This is a genomic window from Nocardioides sp. cx-173 (assembly GCF_021117365.1).
GTDB lineage: Bacteria > Actinomycetota > Actinomycetes > Propionibacteriales > Nocardioidaceae > Nocardioides.
Genome location: NZ_CP088262.1, coordinates 1,047,250 through 1,067,165 on the forward strand (window position 1 = coordinate 1,047,250; position 19,916 = coordinate 1,067,165).

At 71.5% G+C, this 19,916-nt stretch carries 15 protein-coding genes; 6 read left to right on the forward strand and 9 right to left on the reverse strand.

All coding sequences use genetic code 11. The features are described 5' to 3' along the window. Window positions 1-26 precede the first annotated feature (26 nt). Complete coding sequence (gene xylA, locus LQ940_RS05070; protein ID WP_231242137.1) at window positions 27-1,196, forward strand: xylose isomerase; 1,170 nt, start codon at window positions 27-29, stop codon at window positions 1,194-1,196. Between the two features lie 2 nt (window positions 1,197-1,198). After that, window positions 1,199-2,374 carry an ROK family protein gene (locus tag LQ940_RS05075; RefSeq protein ID WP_231242136.1) on the forward strand — a complete coding sequence of 392 codons (1,176 nt, stop codon included), beginning with the start codon at window positions 1,199-1,201 and terminating at the stop codon, window positions 2,372-2,374. Window positions 2,375-2,379: 5 nt separating this feature from the next. Here the strand turns inward: LQ940_RS05075 and LQ940_RS05080 are convergent, their stop codons facing one another. From LQ940_RS05080 to LQ940_RS05115, 8 genes are all read right to left on the reverse strand, one after another. Further along, window positions 2,380-3,603 (reverse strand): ROK family protein, encoded by a 1,224-nt coding sequence (locus LQ940_RS05080; RefSeq protein WP_231242135.1) that lies wholly within the window; start codon window positions 3,601-3,603, stop codon window positions 2,380-2,382. Between the two features lie 9 nt (window positions 3,604-3,612). Then, complete coding sequence (locus LQ940_RS05085; protein ID WP_231242134.1) at window positions 3,613-4,887, reverse strand: sugar ABC transporter permease; 1,275 nt, start codon at window positions 4,885-4,887, stop codon at window positions 3,613-3,615. A gap of 17 nt (window positions 4,888-4,904) precedes the next feature. Continuing rightward, entirely contained in the window at window positions 4,905-5,681 is a 777-nt protein-coding gene (locus tag LQ940_RS05090) for an ATP-binding cassette domain-containing protein (protein ID WP_231365072.1), read from the reverse strand. A gap of 119 nt (window positions 5,682-5,800) precedes the next feature. Then, window positions 5,801-6,859, reverse strand: a complete 1,059-nt coding sequence (locus tag LQ940_RS05095; RefSeq protein WP_231242132.1) for a sugar ABC transporter substrate-binding protein — start codon at window positions 6,857-6,859, stop codon at window positions 5,801-5,803. Window positions 6,860-7,136: 277 nt separating this feature from the next. Then, the gene (locus tag LQ940_RS05100) at window positions 7,137-9,659 is read right to left on the reverse strand and encodes a bifunctional FO biosynthesis protein CofGH (RefSeq protein ID WP_231242131.1); all 2,523 of its coding nucleotides are present in this window, start codon (window positions 9,657-9,659) and stop codon (window positions 7,137-7,139) included. Between the two features lie 71 nt (window positions 9,660-9,730). After that, entirely contained in the window at window positions 9,731-11,902 is a 2,172-nt protein-coding gene (locus tag LQ940_RS05105) for an MMPL family transporter (RefSeq protein WP_231242130.1), read from the reverse strand. A gap of 175 nt (window positions 11,903-12,077) precedes the next feature. After that, window positions 12,078-13,934, reverse strand: coding sequence for an AMP-dependent synthetase/ligase (locus LQ940_RS05110; protein WP_231242129.1), 1,857 nt, complete (start codon window positions 13,932-13,934; stop codon window positions 12,078-12,080). A gap of 76 nt (window positions 13,935-14,010) precedes the next feature. Further along, window positions 14,011-15,159, reverse strand: coding sequence for an acyl-CoA dehydrogenase family protein (locus LQ940_RS05115; RefSeq protein ID WP_231242128.1), 1,149 nt, complete (start codon window positions 15,157-15,159; stop codon window positions 14,011-14,013). Window positions 15,160-15,202: 43 nt separating this feature from the next. On the opposite strand from LQ940_RS05115, the gene LQ940_RS05120 reads away from it, so the two are divergent. The 3 genes from LQ940_RS05120 to LQ940_RS05130 all read left to right on the forward strand — a co-directional run bounded on the left by LQ940_RS05120 (window position 15,203) and on the right by LQ940_RS05130 (window position 18,016). Beyond that, entirely contained in the window at window positions 15,203-15,460 is a 258-nt protein-coding gene (locus tag LQ940_RS05120; protein ID WP_231242127.1) for a hypothetical protein, read from the forward strand. Between the two features lie 88 nt (window positions 15,461-15,548). Beyond that, window positions 15,549-17,117 carry a glycosyltransferase family 61 protein gene (locus LQ940_RS05125; protein ID WP_231242126.1) on the forward strand — a complete coding sequence of 523 codons (1,569 nt, stop codon included), beginning with the start codon at window positions 15,549-15,551 and terminating at the stop codon, window positions 17,115-17,117. 44 nt (window positions 17,118-17,161) lie between these two features. After that, window positions 17,162-18,016 (forward strand): sulfotransferase, encoded by an 855-nt coding sequence (locus tag LQ940_RS05130; RefSeq protein ID WP_231242125.1) that lies wholly within the window; start codon window positions 17,162-17,164, stop codon window positions 18,014-18,016. A gap of 17 nt (window positions 18,017-18,033) precedes the next feature. Here LQ940_RS05130 and LQ940_RS05135 read toward each other — a convergent pair whose 3' ends face one another. After that, window positions 18,034-19,062 (reverse strand): LLM class F420-dependent oxidoreductase, encoded by a 1,029-nt coding sequence (locus tag LQ940_RS05135; RefSeq protein ID WP_231242124.1) that lies wholly within the window; start codon window positions 19,060-19,062, stop codon window positions 18,034-18,036. Window positions 19,063-19,226: 164 nt separating this feature from the next. Here LQ940_RS05135 and npdG point away from each other — a divergent pair, with 164 nt between their 5' ends. Then, entirely contained in the window at window positions 19,227-19,910 is a 684-nt protein-coding gene (gene npdG / locus LQ940_RS05140) for an NADPH-dependent F420 reductase (protein WP_231242123.1), read from the forward strand. Window positions 19,911-19,916 lie beyond the last annotated feature (6 nt).

The following is a 19,916-nucleotide window of genomic DNA, read 5'->3' on the forward strand; positions in this document are numbered from 1 at the left end:
CCACCCAGCACACGAGAGGCACTCTCATGACGACCCAGATCCCCGCCCCCACCCCCGAGGACAAGTTCTCCTTCGGGCTGTGGACCATCGGCTGGACGGCCCGCGACCCGTTCGGCGACGCGACGCGCGCGCCGATGGACCCCGTGCACGCGCTCGAGAAGCTCGCCGGCCTCGGCGCCTACGGCGTGAACTTCCACGACGACGACCTGATCCCGTTCGGCAGTGACGACGCCTCGCGCGCGGCCATCATCGAGCGGTTCAAGAAGGGCCTGGCCGACACCGGTCTGGCCGTGACCACGGCCACCACGAACCTGTTCACCCACCCGGTGTTCAAGGACGGTGGCTTCACCTCCAACCTGCGCGACGTACGCCGCTTCGCGATCCGCAAGGTGATGCGCAACATCGACCTCGCCGCCGAGCTGGGCGCGGAGATCTACGTGGCGTGGGGCGGTCGTGAGGGCGCGGAGTACGGCGCCTCGAAGGACGTCGCCGCGGCGCTCGACCGCTACAAGGAGGCCTTCGACGTGCTCGGTCAGTACGTCGTCGACCAGGGCTACGACCTCCGGTTCGCGATCGAGCCCAAGCCCAACGAGCCGCGCGGCGACATCCTGCTGCCGACCATCGGGCACGCACTGGCCTTCATCGAGACCCTCGAGCGCCCCGAGCTGGTCGGCGTCAACCCGGAGATCGGGCACGAGGAGATGGCCGGGCTCAACGCCGCCCACGGCTACGCGCAGGCGCTGTGGCAGGGCAAGCTCTTCCACATCGACCTCAACGGCCAGCACGGCCCGAAGTACGACCAGGACCTGCGCTTCGGCGCCGGCAACGTGCGGGGCGCCTTCTGGGTCGTCGACACCCTGCTCGCCGGCGGGTACGACGGCACTGTCCACTTCGACTACAAGCCGACCCGCACCGACGGCGAGGGGGGCGTCTGGGCCTCGGCCGAGGCCTGCATGACCAACTACCTCATCCTGCGCGAGAAGGCGCGGGCCTTCCGCGCCGACCCGGAGGTGCAGGAGGCCCTGGCCGCCGCCGCGCTGCCCGAGCTCGCGCAGCCCACGATGGGCGAGGGCGAGAGCTGGCAGCAGCTGCAGGAGTGGGAGCTGCCCGACGTCGAGGCGCTCGCTGCGCGCGACGCCGGCTTCGAGCGCCTGGACCAGCTCGCGCTGGAGCACCTGTACGGCGTGCGCGGCTGAGGATGGGGCCTGCGACCGGGTCGGACCTCCCGGCCAGCACCGAGGGGCTCCGGCGCCGCAACACCTCGCTGGTGCTGCGCAGCCTGCGCCAGCAGGGCCCGGCGACCCGCGCGGAGCTCGCCAAGCGCACCGGCCTGGCCAAGGCGACGGTCGGGGTCATCGTGGGCGGGCTCGCCGACGTCGCCGCGGTCGACGAGTCCGACTCCGTGCCGGGCGGCCGGGGCCGTCCGGGCCGCCCGGTCACCTTGACCGGCGGAGGACTGCTCGGCCTCGGGCTGGAGCTCAACGTCGACTACGTCTCGGCGGTGCTGCTGGACCTCGGCGGTCGGGTGCGCCTCAGCGAGACCCGGCCGGCCAGCGACGCCGCGCGGGTCCCGGCTCTGCTCGACCTCGCCCGTGACGTCGTACGGCGTGAGCCGGCGGGGCGGATCGTGGGCGCCATGGTCGCCGTACCCGGACTCGTGCGCGGTGACGACCGGTCCGTGGCCTGGACGCCGAACCTGGACGCGACCGGGCTCGCCTCCGACGTCGAGGCCGCGCTGGGTGGCCGGTGCCCGGTGTCAGTGGGCAACGACGCCAACTGCGCGGCGTACGCGGAGTCCCACCACGGGGCGGCCACCGGCGTGGCGCACGCGCTCTACCTCACCGGCACCGTCGGGATCGGCGCCGGGATCGTGAGCGACGGTCGGCTCCAGCGGGGCTCGACCGGCTTCGCGGGGGAGGTGGGCCACATGCCGATCGGCGACTCCACCGCCGTGTGCGGCTGTGGCCGGCGCGGGTGCTGGGAGGCGTCGGTGGGCCTGCACGCGATGCTCGCGGCCGTCGGCATGCCCGAGCTCGACACCCCCGTGCGCTCCGCGGAGGCGGTCGCCGCGCGCGCCGCCGACGACCCCGGCGTGCGTCACGCCCTCACCCGGCTCGGGGAGGACCTCGGGCTCGGCCTGGCCATCCTCGCCAACGTGCTCGACCCCGAGGTGGTCGTGCTCGGCGGCTACTTCGTGCCGCTGGGCGAGCACGTGCTCGCTCCTGCCCGCCGCTCGCTCGACGAGCGGCTGCCCTCGGCCGCGCAGCGCCGCCCCGACCTGCGCCTGAGCACCCTGGGCATGGAGGCCGCCGCCCTCGGTGCCGCCGAGCTCGCCCTCGAGGGCGTCTTCGCCGGCGATGTCCCCGTCACCTGAGCGGGTCAGCCGGCGAGGGTGGGGCCGACGCCGGTGAGGGCGGTGCCGAGACCGGCGACGGGGTCGACGAAGAGCGGCTCGAGGGCGATCTCGGCGGCGCCGAGCAGGACCGAGTCGGCGCCGAGGCCGGGCAGGGTCAGGGTGACCGACTCCAGGGGAGCGGGCAGTGAGCGCTCGGCCAGCGCGACGTGGACGTCGCCGCGCACCAGTCGGAACAGCTCGCGGAAGTAGCCGCCCAGCACGACCACGCGCGGGTTGAAGGCGTTGACGATGCTGGCCAGGCCGTGGCCGAGGTGGGTGCCGATGACGCGCAGCTCGGGGGTGGGCTCGCGGAACGCCTCGAGCGCCTCGCCCAGCTGGGCGACCTGGTGCTGGGGGTAGCCGATCGCGGTCGCGATGGCATGCGCCCCGACCTCGGTCTCCCAGCAGCCGAGGTTGCCGCAGTGGCAGAGCTGGCCGGAGGGGTTGAAGCTCAGGTGGCCGACCTCGCCGGCGTACCCGCCCGCACCCTCGAGCCGGAACCCTCCGGTGATAACGCCGGCACCGACGCCGACGTTGCCGGAGACGTAGATGAGGTCGTCGATGCCGACCCCCGCGCCGCGGTAGTGCTCGGCGAGCGCACCGAGGTCCGCGTCGTTGGCGACCAGCACCGGGACGTCGACGCCGAGCGCCGCCAGGATGATCGACCCGAACGACACGTCGTGCCACTCCAGGTTGGGCGCCAGGCGGATCAGCCCGTCGCCGCGGCGGACCAGGCCGGGCACGCTGACGCCGATCCCTACTAGCGGTGCCTTGTCGGGGGCGTCGGCGACGACCTCGCGGATCAGGGAGGCGACGGTGCCTCCGACCTGCCAGGCCTCGCTGCCGTCCGTGATCGGGGCGCCCGTGCGCTGCTGGATGACGCCGCCGAGCCCGACCCGGGCCACCACGACGCGGTCGACCCCCAGGTCCACGGCGATCACGAACGGGCCGCACTCCGAGAGCCCGACGCCGGCCGAGGGACGACCGGCGCCGGTGCGCGGATGGGCGGGCAGGGCCCGCTCGGTCACGCCCAACGACTCCAGCTCGCCGACCAGCCCCGCGATGGTGCTGCGGTTCAGCCCCATCTGCAGGGTCAGGTCGGCCCGCGACATCGTGCCCGCACGGTGGACGTGGCGCAGCAGGGTGCCCAGGTTGTGTCGCCGGACCCCCTCCTGGTTCGTCCCGAGTCCGGAGCGCTGACGGCTCATGATGTCGGCCTAGACGCCCGCCGCGGAGCGACGGCGGCGCGAGATGGCGTCCACGCTGGCCGCCAGCAGCAGCACCCCGCCGGTCACCAGGAGGTTGATGTAGGCCGCCTGGTTGAGCAGCCCCAGCCCGTTCGGGATGGACGCGATGACCAGACCGCCGATGACGGCGTCGATCGCCCGGCCGCGACCCCCGAAGAGGCTGGTGCCGCCGATGACGGCGGCGGCCACGGCGTACAGCAGCTCGTTGCCGCCGCCCGAGCCCGGCGAGACCTTGCCGGTGTACGACGCCGACAGGATCCCGCTGACGGCGGCCATGCCCGAGCAGATGACGAACGCGGAGATCTTGATGCGGGTCACGTTGATGCCGGCGCGGCGCGCCGCCTCGGCGTTCCCGCCCACCGCGTAGAGGTGCCGCCCGAAGCGGGTCCTGGTGAGCACGAAGGTCCAGAACAGCAGCAGCGCGACCACCACTGGCAGGACCCAGGGGATGCCGCTGATGTTGAACAGCCGGGGGTTGGGGGCGCGGTTGGTGCTCAGCAGCGCGGTGACCCCGAGCACGATCACGGCGAGGACGACGATCTGGAGGATCACCAGGGGCAGGGGCTGGTGCACCAGGCCTTGGGCCGAGCGGGACCGGTAGCGCCACAGGGCGAGAGCTGCGAAGCCGAGGACGATCACCACGGCCGCGATCCAGCCGGCCGTCACCGGCACGTTCTTGATCGACAGGCCGCGCAGCACCTCGTCGTTGAAGCGCAGCGAGCCGCCGGAGCCGATCAGCTTCAGCGGGACGGCCTGGAGGGCGAGGAAGAAGGCCAGGGTGACGACGAACGAGGGGATGCCCAGGAGTGCCACGAGCGACCCGATCGCCACGCCGATGACGGCACCGACCGCGATGCCGGCGAGCGTGGCCAGCCACCACGTCCAGTCGTGGTCGATCAGAACCAGCGCCGTGACGGTGGCGGCGGCGCCGCCCGCCACGCCGGCGGACAGGTCGATCTCGCCCAGCAGCAGGACGAAGACCAGGCCCATGGCCAGCACGATGATGGAGGCGGCCTGGATGGCCAGGTTGCCGAGGTTGTACATCGTGAGGAAGCGGTCGTGCAGCGACGAGAACACCACGAAGAGCACCAGCAGCCCGAGGACGGCGGGCAGCGAGCCCATGTCGCCGCCCCGGAGGCGGTTGAGGTAGTCGCGCGCCGAGTCGGCGACGGTCACCGCCTGGCGGGTGTCGCTGGAGAAGGCGCCGTCGTCGGCCTTCGCGGGCGTGTCGGATTCGACAGTCATGATGAGTGGTCTCCTGGTCAGACGGTCGCGGTCGCGGGGTTCTCGGCGATGCCGAGGTTCCCGGAGCGCCCGGCGGTGATGAGCTCGACGATCTGCCCGTGGGTGACGTCCTTGACGAGGACGTCGGCCGCCACACGGCCGAGGTAGAGGGCGGTGAGGCGGTCGGCGACCTCCATGACGTCGCCCATGTTGTGCGAGATCAGCACCACGCCCAGGCCGCGGTCGGCCAGACGACGGACCAGGTCCAGGACCTGGCGGGTCTGCGCGACTCCGAGGGCGGCGGTCGGCTCGTCGAGGAGCACGACCTTGGAGTTCCAGAGCACGGCCTTGGCGATGGCGACGGTCTGGCGCTGGCCGCCGGAGAGGCTGGCGACGTGCTGGCGCACGGACTTCACCGTGCGCACCGAGAGCGACGACAGGGTCTCGCGTGCGCGAGACTCCATGGACACCTCGTCCAACACGATCCCGTGGGTCTCCTCGCGGCCCAGGAACATGTTCTCGACGATGTCGAGGTTGTCGCACAGTGCGAGGTCCTGGTAGACGATCTCGACGCCGAGAGCGGCGACGTCACGGGGGCCGTGCACGGCGACCGAGTGGCCCTCGAACAGGTACTCGCCGGTGTCGCGGCCGTAGATGCCGGCGATGATCTTGACCAGGGTCGACTTGCCGGCTCCGTTGTCGCCGACGAGGGCGGTCACCTGGCCGGGGTAGACGGCGAAGTCGACGTCGTGCAGCACGTGCGCGACGCCGAAGCTCTTGTTGACCCCGCGCAGCTCGAGCAGCGGTTGTGTCATGCCCACTCTCCTCAGAAGCGTTGTTCGGTGAGCCGATCGGCGTCCGGGCCGAGTGTGGCCCGGACGCCGATCGGTGCAGGTGCCCCGGCGGTGGCCAGGACGTCCTTCAGGTCAAGCGGTCAGGAGATCCCGGCCTCGGTGCACATCGCGGCGTACTCGCCGGAGCACACGTCCTCCATCTTCTGTCCACCGTCGGCGATCACGTCACCCACGTTGTCCTTGGTGATGGACTGCGGCTCCAGCAGGATCGAGGGGACCTCGCTGTCGTCGGAGGAGTCGACCGTGGTGCCGGTGGTCTCGGCGTCCTCGCCGTTGACCAGCGCGATGGCGGTCTCGGCCAGCGCGTTGGCCTCCTGCGTGGCGGACTTGTAGACCGTCATGCACTGGGTGCCGGCGAGGACGTTCTGCAGGCCCTCGACGGTGGCGTCCTGACCCGTGACCGGGACCTTGCCGGCCAGTCCGTTGCCCTCGAGGATGCCGATGGCGGCGCCACCGAGACCGTCGTTGGCCGCGAGCACGCCGTCGACCTTGCCGTCAGCGGCGGTGTAGAGCTGCTGGAAGATCGTCGCCGCCTGCTCGTTGTCCCAGTCGGGGACGGCCTGCTCGCCGACGACCTTGAAGCTGGTCATCTCGTCGAGCACGCTGTGCGCGCCCTCGGCGAAGAGCGTGGCGTTGTTGTCCGTGGGCGAGCCGTTGAGGTAGACGATGTTGGCGGCCTTGTCACCGAGGCAGTCCGCGAGACCCTGACCCTGCAGTTCGCCGACCACGGTGTTGTCGAACGACACGTAGTACTCCGCGGAGCCGCCCAGCGTGAGGCGGTCGTAGTCGATGGTCGCGACACCGGCGGTCTTGGCCTTCTCCTGGATGGCGGCGCCTGACTCGGAGTCGAGGTTGACGATCGCCAGCACGGTCACGCCGTCGCCGATCATGGTGTCCGCGATCTGGGTCATCTTCCCCGCGTCGCCCTCGGCGTTCTGGATCACCGCGTCGACTCCGGCCTCCTCGAAGGCCGCCTCGAGGGCCGGCCGGTCCGCGGTCTCCCAGCGGACCGAGGACTCGGTGTCGGGCAGGATCACGCCGACCTTGCCCTCGGCGGCGCTGCCGCCCCCGCCGCCCCCGCTGTCGTCCGAGGCCCCGTCGTCATTGCCGCACGCCGACAGGGTGAGGGCGACGCCCATGAGCCCTGCGACTACCAAACTGTGCTTTCGCTTCACGCGAACCGCCTCCTCGCGGTGTTGGGCGCGGCCTCCCCCAAAGAAAGTTGCGCCTGTTTGTTGTCTCGCACAACATAAAGAGTGATCGCGGTCACGTCTACCCGCGCCCCAGAACGTGTCCGATTTGTGTCCTGGCGCGGGGGAGCGCTGGTCTGGACCGCCCTGGCGCGGTCGACCGTGGTCGGCTAGTGCGGTCGAGTTTGTTGTCTGCTACGCCGATGGGACGGCGGCGACGGGGCGCTCAGCGTGACGCGTAGAGCGTCGTGCGCTCGCGGACCGGGCGGCCGATGCCGGCACCGATCTCCTGGAGCTCGGCCACGGTCTTGGCCGAGCCGTGCTCGGAGCCCGCCATGCGGGAGATGGTCTCCTCCATGAGGGTCCCGCCGACGTCGTTGCACCCGGCGTTCAGCATGGCCTGCGTGCCCTCGGTGCCGAGCTTGACCCACGAGGTCTGGATGTTCGAGATCCGCCCGTGCAGCAGGATCCGGGCCATCGCGTGCACCGCGAGGTTGTCGCGCATGGTGGGCCCGGGCCGGGCGACACCGGCGAGGTAGATCGGGGAGGAGGTGTGCACGAACGGCAGCGGGACGAACTCGGTGAACCCGCCCGTCTCGTCCTGGATCCGGGTGAGCACCCGCAGGTGGTTGACCCAGTGGCGCGGATTGTCGACGTGGCCGTACATCATCGTCGAGGTGGTCGGGATGCCGACCCGGTGCGCGGTGGAGACCACCTCGATCCAGGTCCGGGTGGGGAGCTTGCCCTTGGTCAGCACCCAGCGGACCTCGTCGTCGAGGATCTCCGCGGCGGTGCCGGGCAGCGATCCGAGTCCGGCCTCACGAGCCTTGATCAGGAAGTCCTCGATCGACAGGCCGGTGCGCGCGGTGCCGTTGACGACCTCCATCGGGGAGAAGGCGTGCACGTGCATGTCGGGGATGCGGCGCTTGACCGCGGCCACCAGGTCGAAGTACGCCGTCGCCGGCAGCTCGGGGTCGATCCCGCCCTGCATGCAGACCTCGGTCGCGCCCAGGTCCCAGGCCTCGGCGGCGCGGTCGGCGACCTCGTCGAGGGACAGCGTGTAGGCGTCGGCGTCGGTGCGGCGCTGGGCGAAGGCGCAGAAGCGGCACCCGACGTAGCAGACGTTGGTGAAGTTGATGTTGCGGTTGACGACGTAGGTGACGGTCTCGCCCACCGCCTCGCGGCGGAGGTCGTCGGCGAGCCGGGTGACCTGCTCGAGCAGCGCCCCCTCGGCGCTCATCAGCGTGTAGGCGTGCTCGTCGGAGAGGCCGCCCGGGTCGGCCTCCGCGGCGGCCATCGCCTCGCGGCCCTCGGCGTGCAGCACCGCCGGCGCCCCGGTCGTCCCGGCCGCCTCCTTGACCGAGCCCCAGTCGCCGTAGACGTCGGCGAAGTCGGAGCGGCGGTCCTCGCTGCGGCCCCCACCGGGTCCCTGCGCGTCGACGGCGACATGAAGGTCGGTGCGCCCCACGCTCGCGAAGCCTCCGTCGGGCTCCTGCCACGGCAGCCCGACCGGCCGCGCGCCGGGCCGCGCGAGGCCGTCCTCGGTCGCCAACGCGGCCACGTGGGCCGAGACCCGCGGGTCCAGCCACGGCTCGCCGGCGCGGACGTACTCGGGGTGCACGGTCAATCGGGCCTGCAGCTCGAACCCGCACTGCGCCGTGATCTCCCGCAGCCGCTCGAGCGACGGCCAGGGGCGCTCGGGGTTGACGTGGTCGGGCGTCAGCGGCGAGACCCCGCCCCAGTCGTCGACCCCGGCGGCGAGCAGGGCCCGGCACTCGGCCAGGTCGACGAGGTTGGGCGGCGCCTGGACCCGCGCCTTGGGTCCGAGCACGAGGCGGGTGACCGCGATGACCGCGCGGTAGTCGTCGAGCCCGAGGTCGTCGGCGTGGCGCATCGCGGTGTCGGGCTTGGCGCGGAAGTTCTGGACGATGACCTCCTGCACGGCCCCGAACTGGGTCGAGACCTTGCGCAGCGCGAAGATCGTCTCGGCCCGCTCCTGGAGCGTCTCGCCGATGCCGACCAGCAGTCCGGTCGTGAACGGGATCGAGAGCCGGCCGGCGTCCTCGAGGACCCGCAGTCGGACCGCGGGGTCCTTGTCCGGGGAGCCGTAGTGCGCCTCGCCCTTGGTCTCGAACAGCCGCCGGCTGGTGGTCTCGAGCATCATCCCCATCGACGGCGAGACCGGCTTGAGCCGGTTCATCTCCTCCCACGACATGACGCCGGGGTTGAGGTGGGGCAGCAGGCCGGTCTCCTCCAGCACCCGCACGGCCATCGCGCGGACGTAGGCGAGCGTGGAGTCGTAGCCCTGGGAGTCCAACCACTCCCGGGCCTCGGGCCAGCGGTTCTCGGGGCGGTCGCCCAGCGTGAACAGCGCCTCCAGGCAGCCCAGCTCGGCGCCCTGACGCGCGACCTCGAGGATCTCGTCGGGGGACAGGAACATCTCGTGGCCGGCCCGACGCAGCTGGCCCGGCGACTCCACGAACGTGCAGTAGTGGCAGCGGTCGCGGCACAGCTTGGTGACCGGGATGAAGACCTTGGGGGAGTACGTGACCACCCCGCGCCCGTCCGCCTGGCGGCCGGCCGCGACCAGGCCGGCGTCGCGCACTCGCCCGGCCGCCGCGGTCAGCCGGTCGAGGTCCTCGCCGCGTGCCGCCAGCAGGACCGTCGCCTCCGCCACGTCCAGCGCGGCCGCCCGCTCCGCGCGCGCCAGGGCGCGACGGATCTGCTGGGGGGTCGGCTGCTCGGTCACTGCGCCCAGGATAGGCACGCGCGGGCTGGGGGAGACCCCCGGCCCACCGGCTGGAACCGGGCGCCTGTCGTTCAGACCGGGACCTTCTCCGTCGCCCCCGGCGCCTCGGCCGTGGTGACCTCGTGGCCGGCTCGGTCCAGCGTGCTCGGCCACCAGATCCTTCCCCCCAGATCGAGGTTGATGGCGGTGACCAGGACCGAGCGGACGATCATGGTGTCCAGCAGGACCCCGAGGGCGACCGCCACCCCGAGCTGGGCCAGGAAGACCAGCGGCAGCGAGCCGAGGACCAGGAAGGTCGCCGCGAGCACCACGCCCGCGGAGGTGATCACCCCGCCGGTCGAGGAGAGGGCGATCAGCGAGCCGCGCCTGGTCCCGTGCTTGACGGTCTCCTCGCGGACCCGGGTCATCAGGAAGATGTTGTAGTCGATCCCGAGGGCGACCAGGAAGACGAAGGCGAACAGGGGGAACCCCGGGTCGGCGTGGGCGAAGCCCTCGTTGACCTCGAACAGCCCGATCCGGGTGAACACCTCCGAGAAGATCAGGGCGGAGATCCCCAGGGCGGCGCCGAACGACAGGATCACGGTGCCGATCAGGATCAGCGGCGCGACCAGGGCTCGGAGCAGGATCATCAGGATCAGCAGCACGACGGCCAGGACGATCGGGATGATCACCCGGTTGTCGCGCTCGGAGGCGATCTTGGTGTCGAGGTAGAAGGCCGAGCCGCCACCCACCAGCGCGTCGGCCCCGTCGATGCTCGACGCGGCCTCGCGCGCCGCCTCGACGGCGTCGAAGGAGGCGGTCGAGGACATGTCGCTCTCCAGCGTGGCGGTGAAGAACGACCGGCCGTCCCCGATGTCCTGGGGCTGGCCGGCGTCGCCCAGCCCGTCGACGTCGGACAGGGCCTGGGCCACGTCCGGCGCCCGGTCGCTGTCGGCGACGACCTGCACGGTGTTGGAGGTGTCGGCGAGGCCGTGCTCCGCGAGCAGGCTCTGGCCGGCGATGGAGTCGAACTCCTGGGTGTACTGCTCGTCCTGGGCCAGACCCGACGGGTCGAGCTTGAACAGCCCGAGGCAGGCGAGCAGCAGCAGCCCGGTCGTCACCATCCACACCCGGCGGGGGTGCGGGCGGATCCAGCGGCCGACCTTGGCCCAGAACCCGGTGCCGGTGGGCTCGGCGGAGCCGAAGGTGGGCCGTCGTGGCCAGAAGATCCACCGGCCGCAGATCACCAGGAGGGCCGGCAGCAGGGTCACCATGACCAGGAAGGTCACCGACACCCCGACCGCCAGCACCGGACCGAGACCAGCGGTGGAGTTGAGGTCGGAGAAGACCAGGCACAGCAGGCCGATGACCACGGTGGCGGCGCTGGCCAGGATGGCCGGGGTGGCCCGGTGCAGGGCGACGGCCATGGCCTCGTGGCGGTCCTCGTGGCGGCGCAGCTCCTCGCGGTAGCGCGCGACCAGGAGCAGCGCGTAGTCGGTGCCGGCGCCGATCACCAGGATGCCGAGGATGGCCTGGCTCTGGCCGTTGACCGTGAGGTCGGCGTACTTGGCCAGCAGGTAGACCACCCCGCCGGAGATCATGTACGCGAAGACGGCCGAGATGATCGGCAGCAGCCACAGGACGGGGCTGCGGTAGGTGAACAGCAAGATGACGACCACCACGATCAGGGTGGCGAAGATCAGGTTGGTGTCGATGCCCTCGAAGGCCTCCGACGCGTCGGCGGCCTGCCCGCCCGAGCCGGCGAGGTGCACCGTCACCCCGTCGAGCTGGGCGATGTCGCGCACCTCCGCCGCGGCGTCCGGCATCTTCATCCAGCCGTCGTCGCCGAAGTTGAACGTGAACGCCAGGTTGGCGACCTCGCCGTCCTCGGCCACCAGCTGGACCGGCGCGCCGGCCTGCTCGGCGGTGTTGGGCGAGAGCACCCCCGCGTCGGTGACCCCGTCGATCTCGGCGATCTCGGCCGCCTGCTCGTCCATCGCCGCGAGGTCCTCGTCGGTGAGCCCGCCCTCGCGGTGGTAGACGACCAGGGTCTGGATGTCGTTGGGGTCGACGGTGCCGGTGAGCTCCTCCAGCACCTTGGTCGACTCGGCAGACTCGGGCAGCCAGGAGGAGGCCTCGTTGTTCTGCACGTCGATGAGCTGGGCGTTGAGCGGGGCCATCAGCCCGACGATGACGACTGCTCCGGCGAGCACGATCCACTTGGTGACCTTGCTGGTGAGCCTGCCGGCGATCTGACGATGCATGAGGGGGAGCCTCTCAGTGGGCGCGGACGGTCCGCATCAGGGATTTCCCCGATCTGACTCCGGGGTCGCCGCCAACTCATCGGCGACCCCGCCTGTGACCTGCGGTTGTTCTCCTGACACCGGGGGCGGTCACGCTGGGACCCGCCCGCCGCACTGGTCTGGACCAGTCGGGCCCTCAGCCGTAGAGGCGCTCCAGCACGTCGGAGTACTTCTGGTTGACCACCCGTCGCTTGAGCTTGAGGGTCGGGGTCAGCTCCTCGGACTCCGCGGTCCACTCCACGGGCAGGAGCTCGAAGGCCTTGACCTGCTCGGGTCGCGAGAGCCGCTCGTTGGCGGAGTCGACGGCCGCCTGGGCCATCGCCAGGATCTCCGGCCGCTGCGCCAGGTCGGCCAGGTCCTGGAACTCCACGCCCAGCTGCTGGGCCACCGCGGGTGCCACCTCGGAGTCCAGCGTGAGGATGGCGACGACGTACGGCCGGGCGTCGCCGACGGCCATCGCGTGGCCGATGATCGGCGACTCCTTGAGGTAGTTCTCGATGTTGGACGGCGCGATGTTCTTGCCCGCGGAGGTGATGATCAGCTCCTTCTTGCGGTCGACGATCGAGAAGAACCCGTCCTCGTCGACGGTGCCGATGTCGCCGGTGTGGACCCACCCGTCCTCGTCGATCAGCGCGCGCGTCGCCTCTTCCTGCCGGTGGTAGCCGGAGGTGTTGACCGGGCCGCGGACCAGCACCTCGCCGTCGTCGCCGAGGCGGAGCTCCATGCCGGGCGTGGCCCTGCCGACGGTGCCGAGCTTGAAGCCGCTGGGACCGTTGGCCGTGACGGCACCGCAGGTCTCGGTCATGCCGTAGACGTCGTAGACCTTGAGCCCGAGGCCGGCCATGAACCTGGCGACCTCGAGCGGCATCGGGGCGGCTGCTGAGGCCGCCCAGGTCACCTGGTCGAGGCCGAGCAGCAGCTTGAGGAAGCCCAGGATCGCGGCGTCGGCGGCCTGGTAGGCCTCGTCGATCTCCGGGGTCATCGTGGCGCCGTACTCCTGTGCCTCCACCCAGGCCAGCGCGGCGGCCATCGAGTCCTGGACCATCTTCACGTTGGCGGGGTCGGGGTCGGCCGCGAGCTTCGCGGACAGGCCGGTCTTGATCTTCTCCCACACCCGCGGCACGCCGAAGAACGCCGTCGGGTGCACCTCGCCCAGGGCGGCGAGGAGCTCGCTGGGATCGCCGATGCAGTGGATGTGGCCGCCGACGAACTGGGGACCGTAGATGCCCAGCACCCGCTCGGCGATGTGGGCGAAGGGCAGGTAGCTGACCTGGCGCTGACCGCCCTCCAGGCCGGCCGCCTCGAGGGTGCTGAGGGCCTCGTAGAGCACGTTGAAGTGGCTGAGGACCACGCCCTTGGGGTTGCCGGTCGTGCCCGAGGTGTAGAGGATCGTCGCCGCCGAGTCCGGGGTCAGCTCGCCTCGGCGGGACTCGACCTCCTCGGCGTGGTCGGCGCGGTAGGCCCTCCCGGACGCGACCAGGTCGTCCCAGGTCGTGAAGCGGTCACCCTGGGGCGCGGCGGCGGCGTCGATCAGGACCACCCGGCGAACGCTTGCGGACTCGTCGAGGGCGCGACCCCAGCGGGCGAGGTGGTCGGCGTTCTCGAGGATCACGACGGTGGGCTCGGCGTGGCCGGCGACGAAGGCGACCTGCTCGGCGGAGAGCGTGTTGTAGATCGACATCGGGGTCGCGGCGGCGTGCACGCTGCCGAGGTCGGCCAGCACGTGCTCGATGCGGTTGGTCGCCATCACGGCGACTGTGTCGCCGCGGGCCACGCCGAGCTCCATCAGCCCGGCGGCGACGTCCAGGGCGCCCTCGCGGACCTCGCGCCACGTGAGGGTGCGCCAGGCCTCGTCGCCGACGCGGTGGTGCCGGTCGGAGTACGCCGGCTGGTCGGCGTACTGGGTCACCGTCCGCAGGAGGGCGTCGGCCAGGGTCTGGCCGGCGATGGCCGCCTCGATGCGTGCGCGCTCGGCCAGGACGTCGTTGCTCATCGGGTCTCCTCGGGGTCGGCTGCCGCCAGTGTGGCCTGCGCCACACTCCCGGACAAGGCTCGCCGAGGAACCGCGCTCAGATGCCGAGGCTGCGCCCGATGATCTCCTTCTGGATCTCGGTGGTGCCGCCGTAGATGGTCTGGATCCGGCTGTCCACGAAGGCCCGCGCGATCGGGTACTCCATCATGTAGCCGTAGCCGCCGTGCAGCTGGACGCCGCGGTCGACGATCTTGGTCTGGAGCTCGGTGGTCCACCACTTGGCCATCGAGGCCAGCGTGGTGTCGACGTCGCCGGCGTTGAGCCGCATCACGCAGTCGTTGACGAAGACCCGGGCGATGTGGGCCTCGGTCGCCATCTCCGCGAGCATGAAGCGGGTGTTCTGGAACTTGCCGATGGGCCGGCCGAAGGCCTCGCGCTCCTTGGCGTAGTCCAGGCACAGGCGCAGCACGTGCTCGCAGGCCGCCACCGCCATCGTGGCGATGGAGATCCGCTCCTGCGGCAGGTTCACCATCAGCGAGATGAAGCCCGAGCCCTCCTCGCCGAGGAGGTTCTCCTTGGGCACCTCGACGTCGTTGAAGAACAGCTCGGCGGTGTCCTGCGCCTTCATGCCGACCTTGTCGAGGTTGCGGCCGCGCTCGAAGCCGGCCATGCCCCGCTCGACCACGAGCAGGCTGATGCCCTGGTGCCCGGCCTCGGGGTCGGTGCGGCAGACCACGATGACCAGGTCGGACAGGATGCCGTTGCTGATGAAGGTCTTGGAGCCGTTGAGGACGTAGTGGTCGCCCTTGTCGACGGCGCTGGTCCGGATGCCCTGCAGGTCCGAGCCGGCACCGGGCTCGGTCATGGCGATCGCCGAGATCAGCTCGCCGCTGACCAGGCCAGGCAGCCAGCGCCGCTTCTGCTCCTCGGTGCCGAGCTGGCTGATGTACGGCACGATGATGTCGGTGTGGACCGGGAAGCCGGGTCCGCTGGCGCCGACGCGGCACATCTCCTCGGCGACGATCATGTTGTAGCGGAAGTCCTTGACCCCGGCGCCGCCGTACTCCTCCTCGACGTCGAAGCACAGCAGCCCCTGCTGGCCGGCCTTCGCCCACACCTCGCGGCTCACCTGGCCGTCGCGCTCCCACTCCTCGTGGTGGGGGACGACCTCCTTCGCCAGGAAGGAGCGCACGGTGGCGCGGAAGTCCTCGTGCTCCTGCTCGCAGATCGTCGGGCTGTCGGGCATCGGGGCCTCCGGGGAGTGGCGGATGGTCGGTTCCAGCACCACTGTGACAGCAACACTGTCAGCATTCAAGGCGCGTCTCGACGACTCGCCCGCCGCGCTGCTCATCGTCGACGAGCTCGCCGCCCGCGGGGTGGAGGAGCTCCAGCTCGAAGAGGCTGGCCGGCGCCGGCACTCCGACGAGGACGCGGCCCGTCTGGAGCACACCGCCAACCCGCCTGCGCCGGCCGACGCTCGAGGCAGTCGTCTCCGGCTTCCAGCGGCCGCCACCGAGGTCATCACCCGCTCCCGGCGCCGCGAGTAGCGCATACTGGCTCCTCCGAACGGCTCGGGATGCGCGACGGCCCGGGCGCTGCGAGGGACGAGCGAGGAGAGTCGGGTCTTTGAGCCGCGTGAGCGAGCCCCACCGGGGCAGGGTCGTGGTCATGCTGGTGCGCGGCGACGAGACGTCGGTTGCCGAGCGGCTCGCCCGCACCGAGTACGCCGAGGGCCGGGTGCTGACGGTGGCGGGCGTCGAGGCCCACGAGCGACTGCGACGGCTGCCGCGCGTCGACGTCGTCGTGGACACGCGCAGCGACCGGCCCCTGGTGCAGTGGCGGTCCTGGAGACGGTTGTTCTTCCACCTGGTGCACGACGGCGAGTGGGTCGTCGCGCGGCGCGAGGGCGACGAGGTGTTCTCGGACCGCCTCGCGCACCTGCTGCTCCGCGAGGGGCTGCGCCGACAGCGCGCGGAGCTCGCTCGCGCCGTCGGAGCGATCCGAGCGACCCCCACCCGGGTGGTCCTCACCAAGGCCGGTGACCACTGGTTCAAGCTGCGCGACGCCGAGGCGCAGGAGGTGCTGCGCGAGCGCGCCCCTGACCTCGCCGTGACCGAGCTGGCCCATCGCCCCGGCGGTCGCCTGGAGTCCCGCTCCACCAGCCACGGCTTCGACGAGGAGGGCTTCGCCGCGCCGATCGAGTACCCGCCGCTCCTCCTGCGGCGCTACGACGGCGCGTTGTCGCTCGGCGAGGGCGTGGTGCCCCGGCACGGCCGCTCCCTGCTGCCGGACGCATACCGCTGGCACCTGCAGGACGTCCCGGTCAACAAGCGGCTCGTGGACATCGACGCCGACTGGGCCCGTCCCCGGCCCGAGGACCTGCGCGAGGGGCCTCGGCTGGACGGCAGCTTCTACTACCTGGACTACAAGAACCCGGGGCACTACGGACACCTGATGACCGAGGCGGTCTCACGGCTGTGGGGCTGGGACGTCGCCAAGCAGGACGACCCGGACCTCCGGCTCCTGCTCCGCCGCGGCCCCAAGCACCCGCAGGCGGTCGAGGACCGTCCCGAGTCGACCATCCTCGCGGCCTACGGCGTGGCCGCGTCCGACGTGACGTGGGTCGAGGGCTCGGTGTCGGTGGAGCACCTGGTGGGCCTGACCCCCATGTGGCACAACAAGTCGCCCTACTCCGCGCACCCGGAAATCCGCGCGGTCTGGGAGCGGATCGCGGACGGGCTGGCGGCCGCCGAGCCCACCGCGGTGGCGGGACTGCCGGCGCGCCGGATCTTCGTGACCCGGCACGAGGGCAAGCGACGGTGCCGCAACGTGGCGGAGGTGGACGCGTTCTTCGAGGCTCACGGGTTCACCCTGGTCCGTCCCGGCACGATGTCGCTGGCGCAGCAGGCCGCGACCTTCGCCGCCGCGGAGGTGGTGGCCGGCTTCGGCGGCACCGGCATGTTCAACCTGTGCTACGCGCGGCGCCTTCAGCACCTGGTGGTGCTCAACCACACGTCGTACGACGCCCGCAACGAGCAGTTGTTCGCCGCCGTGCACGGTGCCCGCTCGGACTTCTTCTGGAGCGAACCGGACATCCCGCACCCAGAGAGCGGCTGGTCCTACGAGGCGTTCCAGTCCCCGTGGGCCTTCGACCTCGACCGCAACCGGGCAGCCCTGCAGGCCGTCCTGGACTCGCCGGCCTGACGCCGCGTGTGGCCTGGTGCCCGGCGCCCGGTTAGGGTCCGGCCGTGAAGACGTTCCTCCTGGGACCCGGCTGCCAGAAGGGCGGGACCACCTGGCTGTACCAGTACCTCAAGGCGTCGCCGCAGTTCGCGCACGGATACCGCAAGGAGTACCACGTCTTCGACGCCCGGGACCTGCCCTCGGAAAGCCGGACCCGCGAGAAGGTCATCCGGCTGGCGGAGGAGTCCATCGAGCTCCTACGCCGGGGCGAGACCGGTGCCGCCGACGTGCTGCACCGGCTGAGCATGGTCGCCAACCCGCGCTTCTACTTCGACTACTTCACCGGGCTGCTGCACCAGCGAGACGACCACCTGGTGACCGGCGACTTCACGCCCGACTACGCCCTGCTCTCGGTGGCCCAGATGCGGACCATCCGCCGGGGCTTCGAGCGACGGGGCGTCCGCGCGGCTGCGGTGTTCCTGCTGCGCGACCCGGTCGAGCGCACGTGGTCCCAGGTGCGGATGCAGGACGCACGCGAGCCGGGTCGCTTCTCGGAGCCGAGCGAGGTGGTGCTGCAGCGCCGGCACGCGGACCCCGTCTACGCGCTGCGCAACCAGTACCAGGACACGGTGCGCGTCCTCGACGAGGTCTTCGGCGAGGACGTCCACTACGAGTTCTACGAGCGCCTCTTCACCGACCGCGCCGTCGGCGCGATCTGCCGTTTCGCCGGGATCGACCAGCATCCCGGCGACTTCGGCACGGTGCTCAACAGCGCCGGGCGGTCGACCGCTGCCGTCCCGGAGGACATCACCCGCGAGGTGGCCGAGCGCTACCGGCACGTCTACACCGCGGTTGCCGCGCGGTTCCCGGACACCGACCTGCGCGAGCTGTGGCCGAGTGCGCGCTTCGTGCTCGACTGACGCGCGCGGCCCCTGGGTCAGCTCACCCACTCCTTGACCTGGGCGATGGTGGCGGCCGGGTCGTCGGAGGCGGGGGAGACCGAGAGGCTCGTGACGCCGGCCTCGGCGAAGGCGGCGATGCGCTCCTTGACGTACGACGCCGGGCCGACCAGGTTGCCGGCCTCGAGCCACTCGAGGGGCACCAGGGCCTCGGCGTCGCGCTTGTGGCCGTCGAGGTAGAGGTCCTGGATCTGCTTGGCCTCCTTCTCGTAGCCGTACTGGCAGGCGAGGTCGTTGTAGAAGTTCTTGCCGCGGGCGCCCATGCCGCCGACGTACAGCGCGTACATGGGGCGCATGAAGTCGAGCATCCCCTTCACGTCGTCGCCGATCGCGACCATGCCGCCCGCGTTGATCTGCAGCGGGCCGAGCTCGGGGGAGCGCTTCGCCGCGCCCTTGGCGAGGGCGTCGCCCCAGACGTCCTTGGCCTTCTCGGGGTGGAACAGGAACGGCAGCCAGCCGTCGGCGACCTCGGCGGCCATCGCGACGTTCTTGTCACCCAGTGCCGCCACCCACAGCGGGACCGAGGACCGCTCGGGCCGGTTGAGGAGCTTGAGCGGCTTGCCGAGACCGAGGCCCTGGTCCGCGGGGAGGGGGAGCGTGAAGATGCCGTCGTGGACGAGGGCCTCGCGTCGCAGGCCCATCCGGATGATCTCGATGATCTCGCGGGTCCGGCCCAGCGGCTTGTCGTAGGGCAGCCCGTGGAAGCCCTCGATGACCTGCGGCCCGGAGGCGCCGAGGCCGATGACGGCCCGGCCGCCCGACACGTTGTCGAGACCTGCCGCGGTCTGCAGCAGCGCGCCCGGCGTGCGCGAGTAGACGTTGAGGATGCCCGCGCCGATCTCGACGGTCTCGGTCTTGGCCGCCAGGTAGCCCATGAGGGTGGGCGCGTCGAAGCCGTAGGGCTCGGCCACCCAGATCGTGTCCAGCCCGGCCTTCTCCAGCGACGCCACCTGGTCGGCGGACTCGCGCGGGTTGCCGGCGTAGACGAGCGGCATGGACAGCTTCATGGGGTCCCCTGGGGTCGGCGTGGATGACAGCGTCACTGTGACAAGGCCGTCGTCACGATGGCAAGCCGGGGTATGCCCAGGTTCCGAGGGATGATCCGGACCGGGACGCGGGCGGGTGCGGTGAGATAGTGCAGGCCCGTCCACTGCACCTGAGGAGCCTGCCTGTGTCGACCTATCGCATCGCCGTGATCGGTGGAACGGGCCCCCAGGGCAGGGGACTCGGCTATCGCTTCGCCCGCCACGGGCACACGGTCGTGCTCGGCTCGCGCGCCGCCGAGAAGGCGGTCCCCGTCGCCGAGGAGGTCGCTGCCCGCCTGGCCGGCGTCGAGGGCGCGGGCGAGGTCACCGGGGCGGCCAACGCCGACGCCTGCGCTGCGGCCGACGTCGTCCTGCTCGCCGTGCCGTACGACGGTCACGACGAGCTGGTCGCGACGCTGCCCCTGGCCGGCAAGGTCGTGGTCTCCTGCGTCAACCCGCTGGCCTTCGACAAGCAGGGCCCGCACGGGCGGATCATCGACGACGGTGCGGGCTCCGCGGCCGAGTCGGCCCAACGGATCGCTCCCGACGCGACCGTGGTCGGTGCGTTCCACCACGTCTCCGCGGTGACCCTCTGGGGAGACCGGGAGGTCATCGACGACGAGGACGTGCTGGTGTGCGGCGACTCCGCCGACGCGAAGGCGGTGGCCATCGAGCTGGCCCGCAGCGTGACCGGCCGCGACGGCATCGACGCGGGCGCGCTGCGCCTGGCGCGGCAGCTGGAGCCGTTGACGGCCGTCCTGATCTCGATCAACAAGCGCTACAAGGTGCACTCCGGGATCCGCATCTCCGGGCTGTCGGGTCACGCCTGACCTGAG